Below are 19,943 nucleotides of genomic sequence, written 5' to 3' on the forward strand. Positions count from 1 at the left end.
ACGACATTATATTATATTAAATTTAAGATAAGAGGGTTAAAGATGGATAACTTGAATAAAAGAATAAGTGCAGGACAGGAAAAAATTGCTGTAATCGGATTGGGATATGTGGGGCTACCACTAGCAGTTAGTTTTGCTAAACATGTAAACGTAATTGGCTTTGATATTGATTCTAATAAAATAGAAAAATACACTAACGGAATTGATGTTACCAAAGAAATTGGCAATGAAGAAATTAAAAATACTAAAGTGATTTTTTCTCATAATGAATCAGACCTTAAGTCTAGCAGATTCCTCATCGTTTCAGTCCCCACGCCAGTAAACTCTAACAAAATTCCAGATTTAGCACCAGTCATTAGTGCAAGTAGAATGATTGGTAGAAATTTGCAAAAAGGTTCAATTGTAGTATATGAATCAACAGTTTATCCAGGGGTAACAGAAGAAATTTGTATTCCTATTTTAGAAGAAGAATCTGGATTAAAATGTGGAGTTGACTTCAAAATTGGCTATTCACCTGAACGCATTAATCCTGGAGATAAGGTAAATACTTTAGAGAATATTGTTAAAATAGTATCGGGAATGGATGAAGAAAGCCTAGAAATCATTGCTAAAGTCTACGAAATTATTATTAAAGCAGGTGTATATCGTGCAGAAAGTATTAAAGTGGCAGAAGCTGCGAAAGTAATTGAAAATTCACAGCGAGATATCAATATTGCTTTTATGAATGAGTTAGCTATGGTATTTAATAAAATGGATATAGATACTAATGCAGTATTAAAAGCAGCTGGGACGAAGTGGAACTTCTTAGATTTTAAGCCGGGTCTTGTAGGTGGACATTGTATTAGTATAGATCCATATTATTTTATTTATAAAGCTGAAGAATTAGGGTATCATTCTCAAATCATTTTATCGGGAAGAAAAATAAATGATGGAATGGGAAAATATGTTGCAGAAAATATTATTAAAAAAATTGTTAAAAGTGGAAAAGACTTAAATAATTCAAAAGTAGCCATTTTAGGGTTAGCTTTTAAAGAAGATTGTCCAGATGTTAGAAACTCTAAAGTCTTTGAAATAATTCACGAATTAAAAGAATATAATGTTAAAACCACAGTTATAGATCCGTTAGTTGACAAAAAAGAAATAGCCCAAGAATATAATATTGTAATTGAAGATTTTGAAAATATTTTTGATATGGATGCAGTTGTATTAGCAGTTCCTCATTTAGAATTTAAAAATTTAAGTTTAGAGGAATTAAATTCCTTATTTGAGAGTCATAATAAACTTGAAAATAAAGAAAAGATACTAATCGATGTAAAAGGTGTGCTTGACAAAAATAAAGCTCTTGATAACAATTTCATATACTGGAGTTTGTAATTGGAAAAAGTTTGTGTTCTGAAGTCAGGAGAATTGATATGTTAAAATTTTTGTATTCCATAAAATTTCATTTAAAAATTAGTGCCGCAAGAAACTCCTTTTTTAGAAAGTTGCTTAATCTTTTAATTATATTTTTATCTCTAACTGCCAATGTCTGGGTGAAAATTGATTTTAAAATAAATAAAAAAAGTTCTGGAATTAATCTTCTAGATGTAAGGGAAAGAAAAGTAGTTGTCAGTTTAACTACTTTTCCCGCTAGAATTGACACGATATGGATTTCAATCGAATCAATATTTAGACAAACATACAAGCCGGATATAGTAATATTATGGCTAGCAAAAAGCCAATTTAAAGACATACAAAGTCTTCCTCATAATTTAAAAAAATTACAGAAGAAAGGATTAGAAATTAGATTTTGTGATGATTTGAGATCGCATAAAAAGTATTACTATGCATTTAAAGAATTTTCAAAAGATATTATTATTACAATTGATGATGATGTTATTTATCCTGAAAACACTATAGAAGCTTTAATAAAACTTCATAAAATATATCCCGAATATATATGTTGTAATAGAGCACATTTAATTACAACAACTAAGGGGAACCAAATAAAGTCTTATGAAGAATGGCTACAGAATCCCCTCGAAATCACAGACCCTACGGAAATGCTTTGTCCAACTGGTGTAAGTGGAGTTTTATATCCACCTAATTCAGTTAATGAGGAAGTTTTTAATAAAGAAAGTATTAAAAAGCTGTGCTTTCACGCAGATGATTTATGGTTAAAAGCAATGTCCATAATAAATAATACTAAAGTAGTGAAGTCTACAGAATTCCCAAGTGAATTTTTTGTAGTAAGCTCGAGTCAAAAGGAGTCATTGGGACAAATAAATATTATTCAAAATCAAAACAATAAACAACTCCAAGCAATAATTAAGGAATACAATATTGAGTTTTCAAATAGAACAATTTAAAAGTAGGTTATATAATAATGAAAAATGCCATTCTCAGTAAATTTTTGAATTTTTCTTATGGAAGTTGGGTAGGATTAGTCATAGGTTTATTAACAACTATGATAGTTACAAGAATACTTCCAGTCGAAGCTTTTGGAATGGCTTCTATGTATATTTTATTCATCCAAGTAGGAATGATAATTACTATTTTTGGGACTGATCAAGCGTTCGTACGTTTCTTTTATGAAGAAACAGAAGATAAACGCGGTATGCTTTTATACAATGTATTAAGATTTCCCTTTTTAAATAGCATAATAGTAATTATAATAGTTCTTATTTTTTATAGACCCATATCTTTATTTTTGTTTGGTTTCGAAAGTATTTTCTTAGGTTTACTATTGGTCTTTGGGATAGTAATGCAAATATTACTACGCTACAGTCAGCTAGTTATTAGAATGCAACAAAGAGCAAATTTATTTTCAATTCTTCAAATCATTCAAAAATTCTTAATTTTAATATTCACTATTCTATTCTTTTACTTTTACAAAGAAAGTTTTATAATTTTAGTTTACTCAGAATTAGTCTCATTAATCATAATAGTTATAATTTCAATTGTTTTAAGTCAAAAATACTGGAATATTAGTAACATTAAAAATAATAGTATGAAACATACTCAAAAGGATATTTTAAAATATAGTATTCCTTTCATGTTTACCATATTAATTACCTGGCTTTTCGAAGCATTTGATAAAATAGCTTTGAGACAATGGAGTAATTTTGAAGAATTAGGATTATATACAGCTGCAATGAAGCTTGTGTCTTTAGTTTTAGTTCTAAAAGGAACTTTTTCTACATTTTGGACCCCAGTTGCATTTGAGAAATTTGAGAACGATCCTGGTAATCTAGATTTTTTTCGGAATATTTCAGTTGCAGTTTCGTTTGCTATGTTTTTTGTAGCTATCATAAGTATTGCTGGTAAAGATTTAATAATAATTTTACTTGGCAGCGAATATAAAGAAGCTGCATTAATCATGCCATTTTTAGTTTTCATGCCAGTCCTTTATACAATATCAGAAACAACTGTTATTGGAATCAATTTCTATAAAAAAATAAATTGGCATATTTTAATAGCTCTTATATGCTGTATTTTTAATATCTTCGGTAATTGGTTGCTAGTGCCTGCCTATGGAGCAGTTGGTGCGTCGATAGCTACTGCACTTTCATTTGTCATTTTTTTTAGTATTAGGACACATATTTCTTTGAAATATTTTAAAATCAAATATCCGTTAAAAAGAATCTATTCAATGATAATTGTGATTTCTTTATACGCCTCCGTCTCTATAACTTTAGAGAACATTTGGACAAACTTTTTTTATGGGGTAATTGCAATGACTGTTTTAATTTTATTATTTTACAAGGACTTAGTGGATTTTTACAAAATTCGTAAATAACTTTAGGTAGTGTCGCGCCCCTGTGGTTTGTCCCCCTTTTTTTGGACAACTTAAACGACTGCTTTTAAGACTGTAAATGCGCCTCTGAAAATCGCGACCCTGTGTTCAAGACGATTCAGTCTATTCAATACAATTGCATGCAAAAAGTGTAAGAGCCTGGAACCGCAAGGATTTCAGGCAAAGGTCTGTGTATAATTATCAGAATTTTCGAATAGTCATAAATGCTTGAAACACAGGGACAATCTGGGAACTGCTGGATAAAAGTAAAATACAGTAAGTTGAATATAATCATTGAGGGAAACAGGCTGCACCTAGCAATTCATTTTCCTATTTACATTTCACACCGATCTATCTTAAAGGGAAGAGAGGACAATCGATGAACTTGAAAGAAGTGGCGGCAATGGCACTGTGCCAACGATGCGGAAACGAAAATTCTTATATTCATTTAACTTCAGACTCTCAAACAGAAAGGCTCTGCTTACGATGCTACAATAGCCTGATGGCAGGTGAATTCGGCGTGGAAGCTGAGAGCTATCCGGAGGGAATGACCATCCGGGACGGTAAGGGAACAGCTCATCATTTTGAGATTCGAAAGCGGCTGGATCCACTCCACATCTTCATGGAAGCGATGGAAAAGAAACAAGGCGGCTATGATTTTAAAGTGATGGGCGATTTGTACACTGATCAAGGGGAGCTTCTCCTGCAGTTGATTGCCAAAGCCGAAAGGGAAATGGCCGAGTCCTATGTCGAAGAAGGAACTTTTCCGGATGGTCAACGCTGCCACTCGATCCGGAGCGGCCGTCTGGCAGGCAGGGTGGGGTGGAATCCGGCGGGTGGAGATGTGCCGCTGCTTGCAATAGACGGCAAGTCCTATACGTGGGATGAATTTGGTAAGATGCTCCTGCATTTTGAAGGGTTTCAGCGGAAGCTTGAAATGCTGGATCTTTTTGAAGAAATTGAATGGAATAATAGCAAACAGAAAAAAGAGCAGGGACAGTGAAATTACTGTTCCTGCTCTTTGATTGTTTTACTCTCTTTTTCAACTTCTTTTTCAAACATCAGAAGGATCTTTGTCTCGTCTTCAGAGCGGGGACGCTGTCTGCCCGGCTTTAAATCAGAAATAACTTCTTCTGTCCTCTCTTCTAAAGTTTTCAGGAAATCATCTGGCAGCGTCGACTTGGAATTACGACGCTCCTTCATGGCTATGCTAGCTATTTCCAGTTTGCGTTTAGAACCCATTGTCGATCACCTCTTTCTTCTATAAGAGCATATTTTTGCTGTCGTCAATATAATTATGGTTTTGAGAATTCGGAAATTCATCACTAGGTCAAAGACGATTCAACCTATTAGCGATAAACGTTTCACCTGTACCCCTACATCACCGGCGGCTCCATCTCCTCCGCGTGCTTGTCTTCCTCCGCATTCTGCGCATACGTCAGGCAATACATGCAATACGCCGTATTGGTCTTCTCAAACGGCTCCGGCAGCAACTCCCGCAACAGCTCCCGGTCCAAAAAGGGCGGAGCGGGAAGCGATTCATCCCAATATAGCGGAAACGAACTATACGGATATTCTTTCAGCTTCTCGACCATCGGCTTCTTCGTCTGGATCGGATTCCGGTGGATATAGCTGCTGACGGTGAGGAGCCCTAGCCGGGAATCGACCTCTTTTGCAAAATAGCGTTTCTGGTAAATGCGCCCGATGTGGCTGCGGCGCTTTGCATACGACAGACTGTAGCGCTGTTTGACCAGGCTCATGATCTTATGGAGCGGATCCCGCAGCGGTTTGATCAGGATATGGTAATGGTTCGTCATAAAACACCACGCCAGAATCGTGAAGGGATGATGGGCATGGACTTCAATGAAGACACGCTTAAGCTCGTACATGTCCTCTTTTGTTCCGAATATCGGCTGCCGGTCATTGCCGCGCATAATCACATGGTAATAGGAATTGGACTTAAATTCACGCCGTCTCGTCATCGCCACTCACCGCATCAACGAATTCTGCGCCGGCGCAGCGGAGATCTTCCACGCGAGCGCTTCATCCACCGCCACATCCGACACCTCGTCTTCATTCCTTACATCCGCAATCGTCCGCGCCAGCCGCAGAATTTTCAGCGTCGACCGGCTGCTCAGATTCTCATCAAAACTCGCCGCTTCAATCCGCGCCAATTGAGCAGGACTGAATGCCACTTTCTCCTCGAACAGCTTGACCGGCACAATCGCATTCGTATAATTCGAACCGTAGCGCAGCCGCTGCCGCTCACGGGCCAGCGTCACCGTCTCCCGCAATTCTTCGGAAGTCGCCGCCGTCGCTTGTTCGAACACGCTCTGACTCTTCAGCGACAGGACGAAGTCAATCCGGTCGATGATCGGGCCGGTGATTTTCTGCATATACTTCAACCGGATCTTGTCGCTGCAGACGCAGTATTTTTCCCGCGCGCCGTAATAACCGCACGGGCACGGATTCGTCGCGGCGATCAAATTGATGCTTGTGGGAAAACGGTCTGATCCTCGACCCGGTTGACCACCGCAAACCCCGACTCGAGCGGCTGCCGCAGCGTATCGATGACGCGGCGCGGGAAATGTCCCAGCTCGTCAAGGGATACAGTGAAACTTCATTCAGTAGGGGGTTATCCTACTGAATGTTAGTTGAACCAATCGGGCTTTTATGGTCAGTAGATCTCTCGCGAAAGCGAGAGTCGTACTGCCCGTTAATGCGGGATAAAACACCGCGATGCGCAAGTGACATCTCGCCCGGTTTCGGATAACGCCCGCCGCCGACAATCGCCCCTTCCGACGAAGAATGATGCGGCGAGCGGAAAGGGGGACGGCCGGACAGGCTGCGCGCCAGTTTCGCCAGCTGGTAGATGCTGTAGACTTCCAGAATCTCTTCATGCGTCAGATCCGGCAAAATCGTATGGAACGCATTCGCAAGCAGACTTTTGCCGCAGCCGGGCGGACCGCTCATCAGCACGTGATGGCCGCCGGACGCTGCCAGAAGCAATGCCCGTTTCGCATCCGCATGGCCGCGGATGGCCGAAAAGCAGATATGAGGTGCTTTTTCCGTTTCTTCATAAACTGTTTCATTCGCTAAAAGAGTGATGTCATCATCGAAAAGAGAAGGCTGACCCCTGAGGTGGGCCAGTATGGAGGGCATGTCCGGCATGCGGATCAACTCGATATCCGCAGCTTTCGCAAAAAGGGAGATTTCAATGGGTGGAATGTAAATGCGCTTAAAACCGAGCAGAATCGCCTGATGGATCGTCGGAATCATACTGTGGAACGTCGTCAGCTTGGCATCCAGTGTCAGCGCAGCTATGAAACACGTCTTCTCCGGTATCTTCACCGGATTCTTCTCCATCGCCTGCAGCACCGCCAGCAACATCGCCGCATCGTACGACGTGCCCTGTTTCCGCACATCCGCCGGAGACAAATGGATCGTAATCTTTTTCATATCAATATCTTTGCCGAGCGCATGGAGGCAATTCAAAATCCGCTCCCGCGACTCCTTGATCGACACATCCGGCAAGCCGATGATCACACACGACTCCTTATCCTCCCGGACCGTCGCTTCAACCTGGATAACCTGCCCGGCAAGCCCGGACATCCCGACACTGTAAATGTAATTGCTTATTGGAATCCCTCCCTTTGAATAAAATGTCTTTCCCTATCATTGTAGTGGAAGCAATGTTAATTGTCTAAATAATTAGTTAACATTAAATGAAGCTGCAATTGATCGCCAAAGCCGAGCGTGGAATGACCGAGAAGTATGTGGAGCAGGGAACATTCCCGGATGGCCAAAGCTACAGCTCACTCCGGGATGATCGTTTAGCCGGGAGAGTCGAGTCCGACTTAACGGAGAATCGCATGCCGGTCATTTCTGTCGATGGCAGGTTCTATACATGGGATGAAATCGGGAGGATGCTGATGCATTATGAAGGGTTCCAGTTGAAGCTGGAGATGATGGATCCTTATGGGGAGATTGAGTGGGAAGACAATGAACAGGAAAAAGGGCAGGAACAGTGAAATTGCTGTTTCTGCTTTTTGATTGTATTGAAGAAAACATTGGTTGATAAAAATCTTTAATTTAGCATTGATAGCCTCTCCATGTTTATTGCCGGGAAAGGATGGGAATAAATAGGGTATGCACAAGAGCTAAAGTAAATTTCAGTTTTGGAGGAATTGGGATGAATAATAATATGTTGGCGAACGCCGTGGAAGAACAGCAAGTGATTTTTTGCAAGAGCCAGGAGGAGTTTGCAAGAACGTTGCGTGAAGTCGCGGCAACAAGCGAGGAAAATGGATTTATGGACGAATTGGGTGAAGAATAGTAACGAAGCGAAGCAACTTCGGTGGGAGGGGCTTTTTTGTTTGGAATGAAAAAATATGTACATTAAAAAATCCCATGAAGATTGAATTCATGGGATTTTCGTTTTGAAGGTTTATACAGGATGTAAAACGGCCGAACTTCAGGGCGCATCTATTCTCTGCTTAATGCGAAGAACTCCGTCCAATCCGCCTTGCTTTTGTATATAGTTCTTCAACCGGTATGCCAGATAAATGCCGCTGATATCAATGAGGACATCCGACAATCTTCCGCTGCGCTCGAAGAAGAGTTGGAGGATTTCCGTAGATAAAGCAAAAAGGCTGCAGATTATTATAGCTTTTCTGCTGTCGGCGATATTCCAGCTTAGCAATAAGAACAGGACGCCAAAGGAAATCGCATGTCCGATCTTTTGGAACACATAAGTTTTGCTGTCCAGATGGATATCGCTCATGATGAACAAATCGGAGAAGTCCGGGAAGAGGAGAATATTGAATTTTATGTCCTGGGCGAATAGCAGCGCCTGGAAATTATAATTGCTGGTGGCGAGCAGAATCCACAGAGCCCACAGGATGCCGATCATGTATCTGGCTTTCAAAATGTTCTTCCCTTCCGTAGCATATGGAAATCCGATCACGATATTGAATCCATATATGCTGAAAATAGTATACTTCAGTATAGTATAGAATGGGTTATTGTGGGAAAAGAATTTGGGGTAAAATCATGTTTCTATATATTGGACCATCATCGAAATGCTGTTGCGTTTTGGTGGTGGTTTTTCTGATTATGACCATCAGCTATAATTTTTTATGATAAATTGCTGACAAATCCAGAAGTCCAAATAATTACCTGAATAGTAGGAAAATAGTTATAGCTTTTATTTATTCCTATGGATATAATTAACGAAATGAGACTGATTAATTGTTTATTGCCACTGTAAGGAAGGTGAGAAGTTCTTTAGTCTCAGCTGAAACTTAAAGGAGGTGAGTTGGATGTGAGCGGGAAATTGACGTCAAAAGAAAACCCCCGGGTGTGATAGTCGTGCGGACATCACCCGAGGGAAACAGTTGGAGTGTACCAACTAACTGTTAGTATACTCCATTTTTATTTAAAGTTTAAGCTTTAAATTAAAAAGGGGGAACAGGACAATGAAAAATAAGACGAAATATACGATGAAGCCGGAATACGCGATCAGTTCGGAGACGATTATGATTGTGCCGAATTTTGAAGAGAACGGGTTTTTGCATTCGCTGGTGGGCAAGAAGGACGGCGTTGCCAAGACCGCTCTGAGCCCTTATAAACTGATTGATACGAATTTACGATTCCGCGGCTCGAGCATGCGCGGGGCGCAGGATGGATCCAAGGCGATACTGGACACAGTGAGGTCGAATCCGCTGATTCTGGACAGGGAAACGGACATCATCCTGTTTCCCTGCGTGTCGCCGATCCGTCCCGACTGTGTCTGGCTGTCGCTCAAGCACGTCAAAGATTATAGAAGTGCCGGCAAGGGCCGCACGCATGTAGAACTGAGCAACGAAAGCACCATCGTCCTCAACGTCAGCAACCAGTCATTCACCCTGAAAATCCAGCGGGCCTACGAACTGCGCTACAAGATGCGCGCGCGGGCGGATGAGTTTGAAGCCAGGGCGATGGAAAAGGGCGCCACATACCACCTGGACAAGGGGGAGGATGAGTTGAATTATGGGGATGGGGGTGAGTAGCACTTCCTTGGCTTATTGAGTAAGTATTCAGCATATAATAGATAAGACCTCGCAAATTGGCGGGGTTTTTCTTATGTCTCGGATCGAAGCTAGTACAAACTTGGCAACTTCTTTTATCAATGTGTTTTTATCGCTTTTCGCCTGCGAAAAGCATGCAATGTGGGGTTGAGGGGTTGAGGGGTTGAGGGGTTGGAATTGGGTGGAGGAGTGGAGCTTGCCTGACGGATATCCGCCGATGAGAGATTATATCCGCCGTTGAGGAAATATATCCGCCGATGAGCGATTATATCCGTCGATGAGAAAATATATCCGCCGTCGCCAAAAATCCGCTTGGTTTTATCGCTTTTCGCCCGCGAAACGCATGCATTATGGGGTTAAGGGGTTGAATTTGGGTGGAGGAATAGTTCGTTTTGTGTTTTGGGTGGGTTTAGAGGGGGAGAGTGTGTGGGGAGGGGCTTGCCTGGCGGATATCCGCCGATGGGAGATTATATCCGCCGTTGAGGAAATATATCCGTCGATGAGCGATTATATCCGTCGATGAGAAAATATATCCGCCGTCAAAAAATTATATCCGCCGTCGCCAAAAATCAGCTTGGTTTCTTCGCTTTTCGCCTGCGAAAAGCATGTATTATGGGGTTAAGGGGTTGAATTTGGGTGGAGGAAGGGATGGTTTTGTGTCTTGGAAGTGGTTTTAGATGGAGAGGGGGTATGGGGAGGGGCTTGCCTGGCGGATATCCGCCGATGAGAGATTATATCCGTCGATAAAAAAATATATCCGCCGTCGCCAAAAATCAGCTTGGTTTCTTCGCTTTTCGCCCGCGAAAAGCATGTATTATGGGGTTAAGGGGTTGAATTTGGGTGGAGGAATGGATGGTTTTGTGTTTTGGAAGTGGTTTTAGATGGAGAGAGGGTATGGGGAGGGGCTTGCCTGACGGATATCCGCCGATGAGAGATTATATCCGCCGTTGAAGAAATATATCCGCCGTAAAAAAATTATATCCGCGCTCAGCATTTCGCACGCAAAAATATCCTTTTCGCCTGAGATAAAATGACCACTATTTTTCTTGGAAGAGTCGTCGCTATATCAAACCCAACTCAGCAGCCTCATAACAAATAATAGAAAAGAAGCAGGATCCAAAACCTCCATAGGTTCTGAATCCAGCTTCTCTATATTTATTCGCACGTTTTATTGGTCATAAAAGTTTGCGGCGCTGGACCATCTCAGAACAGCCGCCTCACAGTATAAGTCGGACCTAATACAGTTTTCTTCTATTAGAATAGATTGCTTATCTGAATACCAGTCCACCGTCTGTTACGATAGCCTGGCCGGTAATGTAATCTGCGTCATCGGATGCAAGGAACGACACCAGGTTTGCCACATCTTCGGGTTCCTGTGGACGGCCGAGCAGGATATTCCCGGAGAATTGTTTAAATGCATCACCCGGTTCCATATCGTCATAGTACTTCACCATCTCTTCGTCGATACGGTCCCACATTGCGGTGCCGGCAACTCCAGGGCAATAGGCATTGACGCGGATATTGTGCTTTGCCAGCTCCTTGGCCGAGGAATGGGTGAACGATTTAACGGCATGCTTTGTTGCCGAATAGGTGGAAAGCATTTCGTATGACTCATGGCCGGCGATGCTGCAGGCATTGATGATTTTCCCTTTGCTTTCCTGTTTGATGAATTGTTCGGCAGCGGCTTGGGTACCGAAAACCACACCGTTGACATTAATGGAAAACGCCCGGTTCAACTGGTTTTCATCCACATCCAGAAACGGCGTAACAACGTCGATTCCGGCATTATTGACAAAAACATCCAAGCCGCCGAAAGCATTCACGGCTTCCGCCACCAGCTTAAACTGATCGACGCGTTTTGACACATCCCCTTTGACTCCGATTGCGTCATAACCTTCATTCTTGAATTCCTCCAAAGTAGGATTCAGCAGCTCCTCGTTGATGTCATTCAAGACAATCTTAAAGCCGTCTTTTGCCAGGCGCTGTGCAATCCCTTTTCCAAGACCACCGCCAGAACCTGTAATGATCGCAACTTTTTCCATAAAACCCCTCCTCATAATTAGATACAACTTAGTTATAGCAATCTGAAATTTAAATAGCAAGAATATTTGCTTAACGTGGGTTTTGTCGCTTTTCGCTTGCGAAAAGCATGCAATATGGGGTTAAGGTTTTGACTATGGGTGGATGAGAGGGGCTTGCCTGACGGATATCCGCCGATGAGCGGTTATATCCGCCATTGAGGAAATATATCCGCCGTCAAAAAATTATATCCGCGCTCAGTATTTCGCACGCAAAAAAATTCGTTCTTTCGCTTGCGGAAGGGATTAATAACTATGCCAGAATAGAATAAAAATAATTATTTAGAAAATATATACAAATTAGTTTATATATTAAATAAAAAGGGAATCAAATTTATACTATATGCGAATTTTTTGATAAATCGCATCCAAGGAGGTGAAAATGTGAAGAAGAGCATGTTTTCATTCATAATAGGAGCCAGTTTGTTGATGGCTGCCCCTTTCATCGTCCATGGTGAAGATCTGGAAGGGAAAGAAGATGAAGAACGCAGCGGTTTACTTAGCGGGACCTTGAAAGTGCTTGGCGATACAGTTGGAAATGTTGGTGAGCAGGCCGGAAACTCGACTGGCGCCATTTTGGCAGAAACGACACAAAGCGTCGGCAAAACGGTGGAAGATGTGATTGATTTTACGGAAGGGACTGTGGAGAAATTAGCGGATCCTGTGGACAATAAAATTATCACCTCTACAGTAAAAGATGCCGGATCACTAGTGGAGAAAACAGTAGGGAATACGACGCCTGCAGTGAAAACAACGGTGAAGGAAGCCACTGGCACGGTAACGAAGACGACTTCGGAAGCGATTGGCGCGGTCGATAAAACGGTGGAAAATCTGCCCGCAGTTCCTGTCGTGACGCCGATCGTCAAAGAAGTCAACAAGACGGTGCAGAAAGTGACGCCAAGTGTACAGGATACTGTTGAAAAAACTGCGGATGCTGTCAATGAAGCAGTCGAAGTGGTAACGGATACGACCGAAAAAACGATTGAAGAAACAGTTGACGTTGTAGATGAAGTGGCGGATCTGCCGTATGAAGCAGAAAAACCGGCGACCGTCAAACCGGAAAATCCTGTCAACGAACAGCCTGCAAAGGAAGTTGTGTCACGCCCTGCAGTTCCGGTAACGCAGCCGCAAGCACCGCCTGCCCCGGAAGCTCCGGTGGAAAATGAACTTCCTATTGAAGACACGGTTCCGGTTGTGGGTCAGCCAGTGGTTGAAAATGCATCCTCGTCTGCGAGTCAGCCAGCTCTTGAAAACGTCATTCCGGCAACAGAGGCAGCAGTGCAGGAAAGACCTTCTCAGGAATCAACACCTGTTTTAATGGAAGAAGTTTCTGCACCACAGCCGATCGTTGAAAGCGACAGCGGCCAACCATCGACTGAAGCACCGGTTACTTCCGTAACTCAATTGCCGGTTGCTGAAAACGTAACGGACAATAATGCAGCCGCAGAAGAAACGTTCGAAACTTCAGAAACACCTATTTTCCCAGAGGAACAGGATGGTAAACACGCATTGGCAACAGTTCCTGTTCAGCCAAACGTGCCATCTCCTGCTCAGTCCGCGGGTTCATTTGCCGGACATAGTACAGATTTTGGCTACGGCACCATTACGCTGTCGGAAATTTTTAGAGGATCTGCTGAAAAGCTTTGGTATCACAAAAATAGCTATGCGATCATTCAATGGATTCATACCCCTTTGAGGAAGCCTCCCGAAACAACTCCTTTTTTATATGTGGCATAAACCATATTAAAAAAGGAGAGGAAAACTAATGAAAAAATCATGGATAACTTATACTGGAGCCGCTTTAGGAATTTTTGCAGCGATGAGCATCGCCCCTTCGTTCGCACTGGCTGGAGAAGATGATTCGGGTCTGCTTGATCTGAATGTTGAAGTGCTGGGGGAAAATGAGATTTTGGATGTTGAAGTAAATGACCTTCCGCTTTTGGGAGATGTCAATGTTGAAATTCCGACTGAACAAAATGAAGAGAAGTCTGGTGAAGGTATAAGTGAAGCTGCAGCAGTGATTTCACTTGAGGATTCCATTGCAGACGACGTAAACATTGAAGTTCTAACTGCAACGGAAACCACAGTTTCTGAAGAGTCTGCAGTTGTGGGTGTAACGGTTGAAGATGCGATTGTTGCGGAAGACGTGGCTGTGGAAGTACTGAAAGAAGAAAACTCTTCGACGGCAACAGAAACTGCATCTGAAGGAGCGGCAGGCGACGTGTCACTGGAAAAGACGCCAGTCGATGGAGTGGACATCGAAGTAGTGACCGACAAAGAATCTGCGACAGAAACTGGTGCAGCTGAAGAATCTGCGGTAGTGGGTGTAACGATTGAAGATGCGATTGTTGCGCAAGACGTGGCTGTGGAAGTACTAAAAGAAGAAAATTCTTCGATGGCGACAGAAACTGCATCTGAAGGAGCGGCAGTCGACGTGTCACTGGAAAATACGCCAGTCGATGCAGTGGACATCGAAGTATTGACCGACAAAAAATCTTCGACAGAAACTGGTGCAGCTGAAGAATCTGCAGTTGTGGGTGTAACGGTTGAAGATGCGATTGTTGCGGAAGACGTGGCTGTGGAAGTACTGAAAGACGAAAGCTCGTCAACGGCAACAGAAACTGCAGAAGAACAAGCTGCAGTTGATATTACCATTGACGAAACTATCGTTTCAGAACAAGTAAACGTAGAAGTATTGGTCGATAAAAATACGGAAGCCGCAGAAGAAAACAGTTTCCAGGCAGTCAGCCATATTGAATCAGCAGAGCTGCCTTTATTGGGTACCGTCCATGTGGGGCTTTTTGAAAATCAGGAAAGTGACACGGAAACTGGTTCTTCTGAAAACTCACATCTTCTGAATGTAGGCCTTACAGATGGTTTATTGGATGGATTGGATCTTTCTGTGCTGCCGAGCAGTCAAAATGCAAGCGGCGACAGTGCCGATCAATCGGATGCATTGCTGGGAGTGAACCTGGGAGATCTGCTTGTTGACGATCTTCAAGTGAATGTTCTGGAAAACAGCAGTTCGGTGAATGGCGACGATCAGCAACAAAGTCGCGACGCATTGGCCAGTATCGGTCTGACAGACAATAACCTGGGAGATCTGTCTTTGGATGTACTGCTTTCCGAATCAAATCAAAACGGTGACAGCCAATCAACGAACAGCGGATTGATTGAAGTCGCAAGTGAAGATTTACCGCTGCTCAATGATATCCACATCGGCGTATTGGACGAACATAACGCTTCTGACGGAGAAGAGAGTTCGTTCTCGGAAGGATTGGTGCAAGTCGATTTGATCTCTGATCTAGTTGATGAAATCGGATTGGATGTATTGACCCGTGAAGGGTTCACGAACAGTGACGGAACTTACGTGAAAGACAGTGGTGTATCGTTGGGAATAGCGGATGACTTATTGGGAGACATCGGAATCGATATCTTGGTGGAAGAGTCATTTATTGCTGCACCACCTGTAGTTGTGCCGGGTAATCCGGGTGGAGACACGCCAGGAGACACACCGGGAGACACACCTGGTGAGACACCAGGAGACACACCGGGAGAAACGCCGGGAGATACACCAGGTGAAGAAACGCCAGGCAATGACGGATCATTACCTGGAAATGATGGGAATGGAACAAACGGCGGCAATAATGGCAACAGCGGTTCAGGCGGCTCGAATGATGCCAATACGGATTCGGCTCGTGACTCGCTGGAAGGAATGACGGCATCAGCAGGTGGAGATTATTCCCGTCTGATGACTTCTGCATCGGCTGCTCCAACAGCTGCTTCAATGGACAGCGGTAATGATATGGGTGCTTCTTTACCGAAAACAGGAGGCCCGCTCAACAGCATGCTGATTATGCTGATGGCATTGGTTTTATTGGCAGGCGGAATCAGTATTCGCCGCTTTGCCTAAAGGAAGTTGCTTATGAAACGAGTGAAAAAGTGGATTGGAAATGGGCTGATTATGGCCGGCCTTGCCATGCTGATCATGCTGGCACTCGGCATGAAGACGACCCATGACCATCAAACGGGTTTAATCGAAGCTTTTGAAGCGGTGAAAACGGAAGCCAGTGTAGGCGCACCGGCTCAAACTGAAGCGGCTGGACTGCCCGACGGGGTAGAAGGCATATTGACCATTCCGGCCATTGAACTTCAGTCACCCGTTTTGCAAGGTGCCACACCGGACAATTTGAATCAGGCGCTCGGTGCTATCGAAGGGTTGAATCGTCCGGGGGAAATGAACGGAAGTTATGCAATCGCCGGGCATCAATCCCATGTCTTCGGACAATTTTTCAACCGGTTGGATGAACTGCAGATAGGTGAGCGTCTTGAATATGAAACGCTGGACGAAACCTTCAGCTTTGAAATCATTGACATTCAGATAGTGAAGCCGCAGGAAGTGGAAGTGCTCAATCCCCAAAAAGGAATGGCATTGCTCTCCCTCGTCACCTGCTATCCAGAAAACTCCAGTGAATTCAGACTGATTGTCCAGGCCAAACGAATAAACTAAAAAGAACCTTCTTCAAAAGCTGATCACTTTTGAAGGAGGTTTCTTTTATGGTGATGAATCAGCTGCAGCATCGGTTTTATCGCTTTTCGCCTGCGAAAAGCATGCAATATGGGGTTAAGGGGTTGAATATGGTTGGAGGAATAGGTCGTTTTGTGTTTTGGGAGTGGTTTTAGAGGGAGAGAGTGTGTGGGGAGGGGGTTGCCTGACGGATATCCGCCGATGGGAGATTATATCCGTCGTTGAGGAAATATATCCGCCGTCCAAAAATTATATCCGCGCTCAGCATTTTATTGAATGAAAAAACCAATTTTAAAGAGCATCGAAAAATTTCTCTCTATCTCGACTTCAATCCGGGTCAGCCCCACTCCTTTACACCAAATATCTCAGGCAAACGCGTTCCAACGTTTCCTTCCCCCTCAAATACGATAGAATAGGAAAGAGTTCATTTGACGAATTTAATTATATTGAAAAATTTAATGGATAAAAGACGAACTGAAAAGGATGGTATAGCAAAGTGAACAGATCCGTAGAGAATAAATTGAAAGAGATACTCGAAGTATTCAACAGTCTTCCAAATTGCAAGGTTGAACAGGATGAAGTCGATCGATTTTTAATTGCCAGCCATAAACCGGTTCCGTGGAGCGATTCGCTTGAGGAGGGGGACGTGAAGATGGCGCATAAAATCGGCTACATCACTCCTCATAAAGCAGCGTTGGGCCTCTATATCGATTTCCCGCATGATCATTTGGAGATTGACCAGCTCGATGACATCATCGATCCCGAATTTACATTGACTTATTATGAGCCGGGCACCAAGCCTTCAAACGTGAAAAGCTGGTGGCGCTTCCGGTCGGATGAGAAGTTCGACAGCCTCCACCTGGTTTTGAGAAAGACAGAGCTCGACTTGTACGATTTCAAGCGGGAAGAATGGGTGCAATTGATGAAAGAGATAACGGACGTTCATCAATAAAAATTAGAATCTGCCACACCGGAATCGCTAAGGAGATTCAGCGATTCCGGTGTGTTTTCGGTTTTGTCGCTTTTCGCTGGCGAAAAGCATGCAATATTGTTGTTTTGGTCCCGGGTTGGGGAAGATGTCGGCTTTGGAAGCTGAATATAGCAGGAATGGAGGGACGCGGAATAGCTGACTGGGCGGATATCCGCCATTGGAAGATTATATCCGCCGATGAGAGAATATATCCGCCGATGAGGAAATATATCCGCCGATGAGGGATTATATCCGCCGATGAGAAAATATATCCGCCGTCAAAAAAATATATCCGTCCTCAGCAATTTTTCCCACGCTCCGCCATATCAAAAACAGCCGATTCCAGGAGTAACCCTCCTGAAAGCGGCTGTTCTGCTATTCTGTATCCTCGTCATCACTCTTCCGAAGTTCGCGCTCTTTTTCCTCATCATCTTTCGGTTTGTAATCTTCCTTGTAAAAAGCCTGCTTGGCCCCTGAGATGATTTACTGAGCTGCATTTACATCCATTTCATCGCCCGTCAAGTCTTCATCCAGCTTCTTCTTATCGCTCATTCCGGCAGCTCCCTTCGATAAATCAGTTTGGTATTTCATTTCCTTGTAGGCTGATTGCATAAGCGCGCTTACTATTTACCGAAACCCATTACTATAACGGAATAACACTTCAAATAATAAGAATCACTAAATTTACTAAATCCAAATTTTCCTCCTATATTCATATTCCCCGAATTGTAATATTTCGCCGTTATACAAGAAATTTATATGGAATTCCTTTAATCCTGTTTAGCTCCATTTTTGGAAGGGAATTAGTTTTTATCTGAATTAATTATAGGGGGAAAACAATTGGAACGATTTTTAGAGGGAATCGCTGATTTTTCAGCATGGTTATGGGGCATTCCGCTCATCACCTTATTGCTGATCTCAGGTCTTTATATGACATTTAAACTTGGCTTTTTTCAATTCCGTTATTTTGGCTATATCATCGGACAAACATTCGGCAGAGTATTTAAGAAACCGAAAGGCGAAGGGACGGTCACGCCTTTCCAGGCGCTGACGTCCGCGCTTTCTTCCACGATCGGGGCGGCAAATATTGTCGGTGTGCCGGCGGCGATCATGTTCGGCGGACCCGGAGCGGTCTTCTGGATGTGGGTCATCGCGCTGATCGGCATGGCACTCAAATTTTCTGAGAGCGTACTGGCGGTTGAATATCGCGAGAAAAACGGCAACGGCGAATTTGTCGGCGGGCCGATGTATTACATGACGAAAGGCTTGAACATGAAGTGGCTGGGTATCTGGTTTTCATTCGCGTTGATGATCGAATTGATCCCGAGCATCATGGTGCAGGGGAATTCCATCGCCACGACAGTGCGGGCGACATTCGATATTCCCGTCTTATGGACGGGCATCATTACGGCCATTCTTGTTTCCATCGTCGTATTCGGCGGCATCAAACGCATCGGGAAGGTCACTGAAATTTTCGTTCCGTTCATGGCGCTAGTTTATGTAGGCGGAGCCGTGGTGATCCTGTTCATGAACGTCAGCGCCATCCCGGAATTCTTCATGCTGATTTTCGACAACGCATTTTCACCGGCACCCGTCATGGGCGGATTTGCCGGCGCAGCCATTGTCGAAGTCATTCGCTGGGGATTTGCCCGCGGCCTTTATTCGAATGAAGCCGGACTCGGTACAGCGCCTATCGCCCACGCAGCTGCCATGACGGACCATCCCGTCAGACAAGGCTTTTGGGCAGTCGTCGGCGTCGTCGTAGATACGCTGATCGTCTGTACGGCAACCGCGTTTGTAGTCCTGTCGTCCGGTGTCTGGACAGAAGAAGGGGCAATGGAAAATTCCTCCGCCTTGACAAGTCTGGCATTTGAATCCTATTTCGGTGAATTCGGCGCCATCCTCGTCACCGTCGCGCTGATATTCTTCGTCTTATCGACAATCCTCGTCGTCATCTTCTACGGGGCCAAACAGGCCGAATTCCTATTCGGCACGAAAGCGTCCTACGGCATGCAGGTGGTCTACATCCTGGCCGTCGTGCTGGGCGCGGTCGGCGCAGCAGAAGTGATCTGGGGCTTCCTCGACATCATGCTGGCGGCCATACTCATCCCGAACGTCATCGCCATCCTGTTGTTAAGCAATAAAGTCAAGGCATTGACGACCGAGTTCTTCACTTCCGATCAATACTATAAGAAAGACCGGAGAGAGAAGAAGGCGAAATCTTAACTGGATCTCTATTTATATAGAAGAAAGTTGAAATTAAGGGACGCTGTTTTCAGGAACCGTTGGGGTTTTTGGAGGCGGCTTCTTTTTTGTGTGGGGAAGGTTTTCGACGGCGTGGGCGGCGGATATCCGCCGATGAACGATTATATCCGCCGATGAGAAATTATATCCGCCGAGGAGCGATTATATCCGCCGATGAGAAGATATCTCCGCCGATGAGCGATTATATCCGCCATTAACAAAGACACCGCCCGGTTTTATCGCTTTTCGCCCGCGAAAAGCTTGCGACCAGGGTGTGGGA

The 19,943-nt window shown here is 43.9% G+C and carries 20 protein-coding genes and 1 pseudogene; 13 read left to right on the forward strand and 8 right to left on the reverse strand.

Features of this window, described 5'->3' with window-relative positions; all coding sequences use genetic code 11:
- Positions 1-42: 42 nt before the first annotated feature.
- From IQ294_RS01540 to IQ294_RS01555, 4 genes are all read left to right on the forward strand, one after another.
- On the forward strand, positions 43-1,374 hold the full coding sequence (locus tag IQ294_RS01540) for a nucleotide sugar dehydrogenase (RefSeq protein WP_203332257.1): 1,332 nt from the start codon (positions 43-45) through the stop codon (positions 1,372-1,374).
- A gap of 38 nt (positions 1,375-1,412) precedes the next feature.
- Positions 1,413-2,348 (forward strand): glycosyltransferase, encoded by a 936-nt coding sequence (locus IQ294_RS01545; protein WP_203332258.1) that lies wholly within the window; start codon positions 1,413-1,415, stop codon positions 2,346-2,348.
- A 17-nt stretch (positions 2,349-2,365) separates the two neighbouring features.
- Complete coding sequence (locus tag IQ294_RS01550) at positions 2,366-3,778, forward strand: lipopolysaccharide biosynthesis protein (RefSeq protein ID WP_203332259.1); 1,413 nt, start codon at positions 2,366-2,368, stop codon at positions 3,776-3,778.
- Between the two features lie 376 nt (positions 3,779-4,154).
- Entirely contained in the window at positions 4,155-4,778 is a 624-nt protein-coding gene (locus tag IQ294_RS01555; protein ID WP_238942581.1) for a DUF7686 domain-containing protein, read from the forward strand.
- 2 nt (positions 4,779-4,780) lie between these two features.
- Here IQ294_RS01555 and IQ294_RS01560 read toward each other — a convergent pair whose 3' ends face one another.
- From IQ294_RS01560 to IQ294_RS01575, 5 genes and pseudogenes are all read right to left on the reverse strand, one after another.
- On the reverse strand, positions 4,781-5,017 hold the full coding sequence (locus tag IQ294_RS01560) for a hypothetical protein (RefSeq protein WP_203332260.1): 237 nt from the start codon (positions 5,015-5,017) through the stop codon (positions 4,781-4,783).
- A gap of 134 nt (positions 5,018-5,151) precedes the next feature.
- Positions 5,152-5,757 carry a transposase gene (locus IQ294_RS01565; RefSeq protein WP_203332261.1) on the reverse strand — a complete coding sequence of 202 codons (606 nt, stop codon included), beginning with the start codon at positions 5,755-5,757 and terminating at the stop codon, positions 5,152-5,154.
- A gap of 6 nt (positions 5,758-5,763) precedes the next feature.
- Positions 5,764-6,171 carry a magnesium chelatase subunit ChlI family protein gene (locus IQ294_RS01570; RefSeq protein WP_432419944.1) on the reverse strand — a complete coding sequence of 136 codons (408 nt, stop codon included), beginning with the start codon at positions 6,169-6,171 and terminating at the stop codon, positions 5,764-5,766.
- A pseudogene (locus IQ294_RS16470) lies at positions 6,169-6,371 on the reverse strand (ATP-binding protein); the annotation flags it as partial. The gene IQ294_RS01570 and the pseudogene IQ294_RS16470, both read right to left, overlap by 3 nt.
- A gap of 44 nt (positions 6,372-6,415) precedes the next feature.
- A complete protein-coding gene (locus IQ294_RS01575) occupies positions 6,416-7,387 on the reverse strand; it encodes an ATP-binding protein (protein ID WP_238942583.1) in 972 nt (323 codons plus the stop codon).
- A 113-nt stretch (positions 7,388-7,500) separates the two neighbouring features.
- Between IQ294_RS01575 and IQ294_RS01580 the strand changes: the two genes are divergently transcribed.
- Positions 7,501-7,806, forward strand: coding sequence for a DUF7713 domain-containing protein (locus tag IQ294_RS01580; protein ID WP_203332263.1), 306 nt, complete (start codon positions 7,501-7,503; stop codon positions 7,804-7,806).
- 161 nt (positions 7,807-7,967) lie between these two features.
- Positions 7,968-8,111 (forward strand): hypothetical protein, encoded by a 144-nt coding sequence (locus IQ294_RS01585; RefSeq protein ID WP_203332264.1) that lies wholly within the window; start codon positions 7,968-7,970, stop codon positions 8,109-8,111.
- A 138-nt stretch (positions 8,112-8,249) separates the two neighbouring features.
- On the opposite strand, the gene IQ294_RS01590 is transcribed toward IQ294_RS01585, so the two are convergent.
- Complete coding sequence (locus tag IQ294_RS01590) at positions 8,250-8,702, reverse strand: VanZ family protein (RefSeq protein ID WP_203332265.1); 453 nt, start codon at positions 8,700-8,702, stop codon at positions 8,250-8,252.
- Between the two features lie 550 nt (positions 8,703-9,252).
- On the opposite strand from IQ294_RS01590, the gene IQ294_RS01595 reads away from it, so the two are divergent.
- Positions 9,253-9,825 carry a competence protein ComK gene (locus IQ294_RS01595; RefSeq protein WP_203332266.1) on the forward strand — a complete coding sequence of 191 codons (573 nt, stop codon included), beginning with the start codon at positions 9,253-9,255 and terminating at the stop codon, positions 9,823-9,825.
- A gap of 1,286 nt (positions 9,826-11,111) precedes the next feature.
- Here the strand turns inward: IQ294_RS01595 and IQ294_RS01600 are convergent.
- Positions 11,112-11,885 carry an acetoin reductase gene (locus tag IQ294_RS01600; protein WP_203332267.1) on the reverse strand — a complete coding sequence of 258 codons (774 nt, stop codon included), beginning with the start codon at positions 11,883-11,885 and terminating at the stop codon, positions 11,112-11,114.
- Positions 11,886-12,305: 420 nt separating this feature from the next.
- Here IQ294_RS01600 and IQ294_RS01605 point away from each other — a divergent pair, with 420 nt between their 5' ends.
- From IQ294_RS01605 to IQ294_RS01620, 5 genes are all read left to right on the forward strand, one after another.
- On the forward strand, positions 12,306-13,658 hold the full coding sequence (locus tag IQ294_RS01605; protein ID WP_203332268.1) for a ribonuclease E domain-containing protein: 1,353 nt from the start codon (positions 12,306-12,308) through the stop codon (positions 13,656-13,658).
- A gap of 28 nt (positions 13,659-13,686) precedes the next feature.
- The gene (locus tag IQ294_RS01610; RefSeq protein WP_203332269.1) at positions 13,687-15,834 is read left to right on the forward strand and encodes a hypothetical protein; all 2,148 of its coding nucleotides are present in this window, start codon (positions 13,687-13,689) and stop codon (positions 15,832-15,834) included.
- Positions 15,835-15,846: 12 nt separating this feature from the next.
- A complete protein-coding gene (locus IQ294_RS01615; RefSeq protein WP_203332270.1) occupies positions 15,847-16,431 on the forward strand; it encodes a class D sortase in 585 nt (194 codons plus the stop codon).
- Between the two features lie 47 nt (positions 16,432-16,478).
- The gene (locus IQ294_RS16390) at positions 16,479-16,604 is read left to right on the forward strand and encodes a hypothetical protein (RefSeq protein WP_255536163.1); all 126 of its coding nucleotides are present in this window, start codon (positions 16,479-16,481) and stop codon (positions 16,602-16,604) included.
- Between the two features lie 341 nt (positions 16,605-16,945).
- Complete coding sequence (locus tag IQ294_RS01620) at positions 16,946-17,401, forward strand: hypothetical protein (protein ID WP_203332271.1); 456 nt, start codon at positions 16,946-16,948, stop codon at positions 17,399-17,401.
- Between the two features lie 501 nt (positions 17,402-17,902).
- Here the strand turns inward: IQ294_RS01620 and IQ294_RS16395 are convergent.
- Complete coding sequence (locus IQ294_RS16395) at positions 17,903-18,031, reverse strand: hypothetical protein (RefSeq protein ID WP_255536164.1); 129 nt, start codon at positions 18,029-18,031, stop codon at positions 17,903-17,905.
- A gap of 228 nt (positions 18,032-18,259) precedes the next feature.
- Here IQ294_RS16395 and IQ294_RS01625 point away from each other — a divergent pair, with 228 nt between their 5' ends.
- Positions 18,260-19,645 carry an alanine/glycine:cation symporter family protein gene (locus tag IQ294_RS01625; protein ID WP_203332272.1) on the forward strand — a complete coding sequence of 462 codons (1,386 nt, stop codon included), beginning with the start codon at positions 18,260-18,262 and terminating at the stop codon, positions 19,643-19,645.
- Positions 19,646-19,943: the final 298 nt, after the last annotated feature.

Origin of the sequence: Planococcus beigongshangi (genome assembly GCF_016820495.1) — a bacterium.
GTDB classification, from domain to species: domain Bacteria; phylum Bacillota; class Bacilli; order Bacillales_A; family Planococcaceae; genus Planococcus; species Planococcus beigongshangi.

Coding starts and splice junctions, on each gene's coding strand:
- IQ294_RS01540 (WP_203332257.1), top strand. CDS start 43: ATGGATAACTTGAATAAAAGAATAAGTGCAGGACAGGAAAAAATTGCT.
- IQ294_RS16395 (WP_255536164.1), bottom strand. CDS start 18,031: ATGCAATCAGCCTACAAGGAAATGAAATACCAAACTGATTTATCGAAG.
- IQ294_RS01550 (WP_203332259.1), top strand. CDS start 2,366: ATGAAAAATGCCATTCTCAGTAAATTTTTGAATTTTTCTTATGGAAGT.
- IQ294_RS01545 (WP_203332258.1), top strand. CDS start 1,413: ATGTTAAAATTTTTGTATTCCATAAAATTTCATTTAAAAATTAGTGCC.
- IQ294_RS01615 (WP_203332270.1), top strand. CDS start 15,847: ATGAAACGAGTGAAAAAGTGGATTGGAAATGGGCTGATTATGGCCGGC.
- IQ294_RS01610 (WP_203332269.1), top strand. CDS start 13,687: ATGAAAAAATCATGGATAACTTATACTGGAGCCGCTTTAGGAATTTTT.
- IQ294_RS01580 (WP_203332263.1), top strand. CDS start 7,501: ATGAAGCTGCAATTGATCGCCAAAGCCGAGCGTGGAATGACCGAGAAG.
- IQ294_RS16390 (WP_255536163.1), top strand. CDS start 16,479: ATGGTGATGAATCAGCTGCAGCATCGGTTTTATCGCTTTTCGCCTGCG.
- IQ294_RS01560 (WP_203332260.1), bottom strand. CDS start 5,017: ATGGGTTCTAAACGCAAACTGGAAATAGCTAGCATAGCCATGAAGGAG.
- IQ294_RS01570 (WP_432419944.1), bottom strand. CDS start 6,171: ATGCAGAAAATCACCGGCCCGATCATCGACCGGATTGACTTCGTCCTG.
- IQ294_RS01575 (WP_238942583.1), bottom strand. CDS start 7,387: ATGTCCGGGCTTGCCGGGCAGGTTATCCAGGTTGAAGCGACGGTCCGG.
- IQ294_RS01595 (WP_203332266.1), top strand. CDS start 9,253: ATGAAAAATAAGACGAAATATACGATGAAGCCGGAATACGCGATCAGT.
- IQ294_RS01600 (WP_203332267.1), bottom strand. CDS start 11,885: ATGGAAAAAGTTGCGATCATTACAGGTTCTGGCGGTGGTCTTGGAAAA.
- IQ294_RS01565 (WP_203332261.1), bottom strand. CDS start 5,757: ATGACGAGACGGCGTGAATTTAAGTCCAATTCCTATTACCATGTGATT.
- IQ294_RS01585 (WP_203332264.1), top strand. CDS start 7,968: ATGAATAATAATATGTTGGCGAACGCCGTGGAAGAACAGCAAGTGATT.
- IQ294_RS01555 (WP_238942581.1), top strand. CDS start 4,155: ATGAACTTGAAAGAAGTGGCGGCAATGGCACTGTGCCAACGATGCGGA.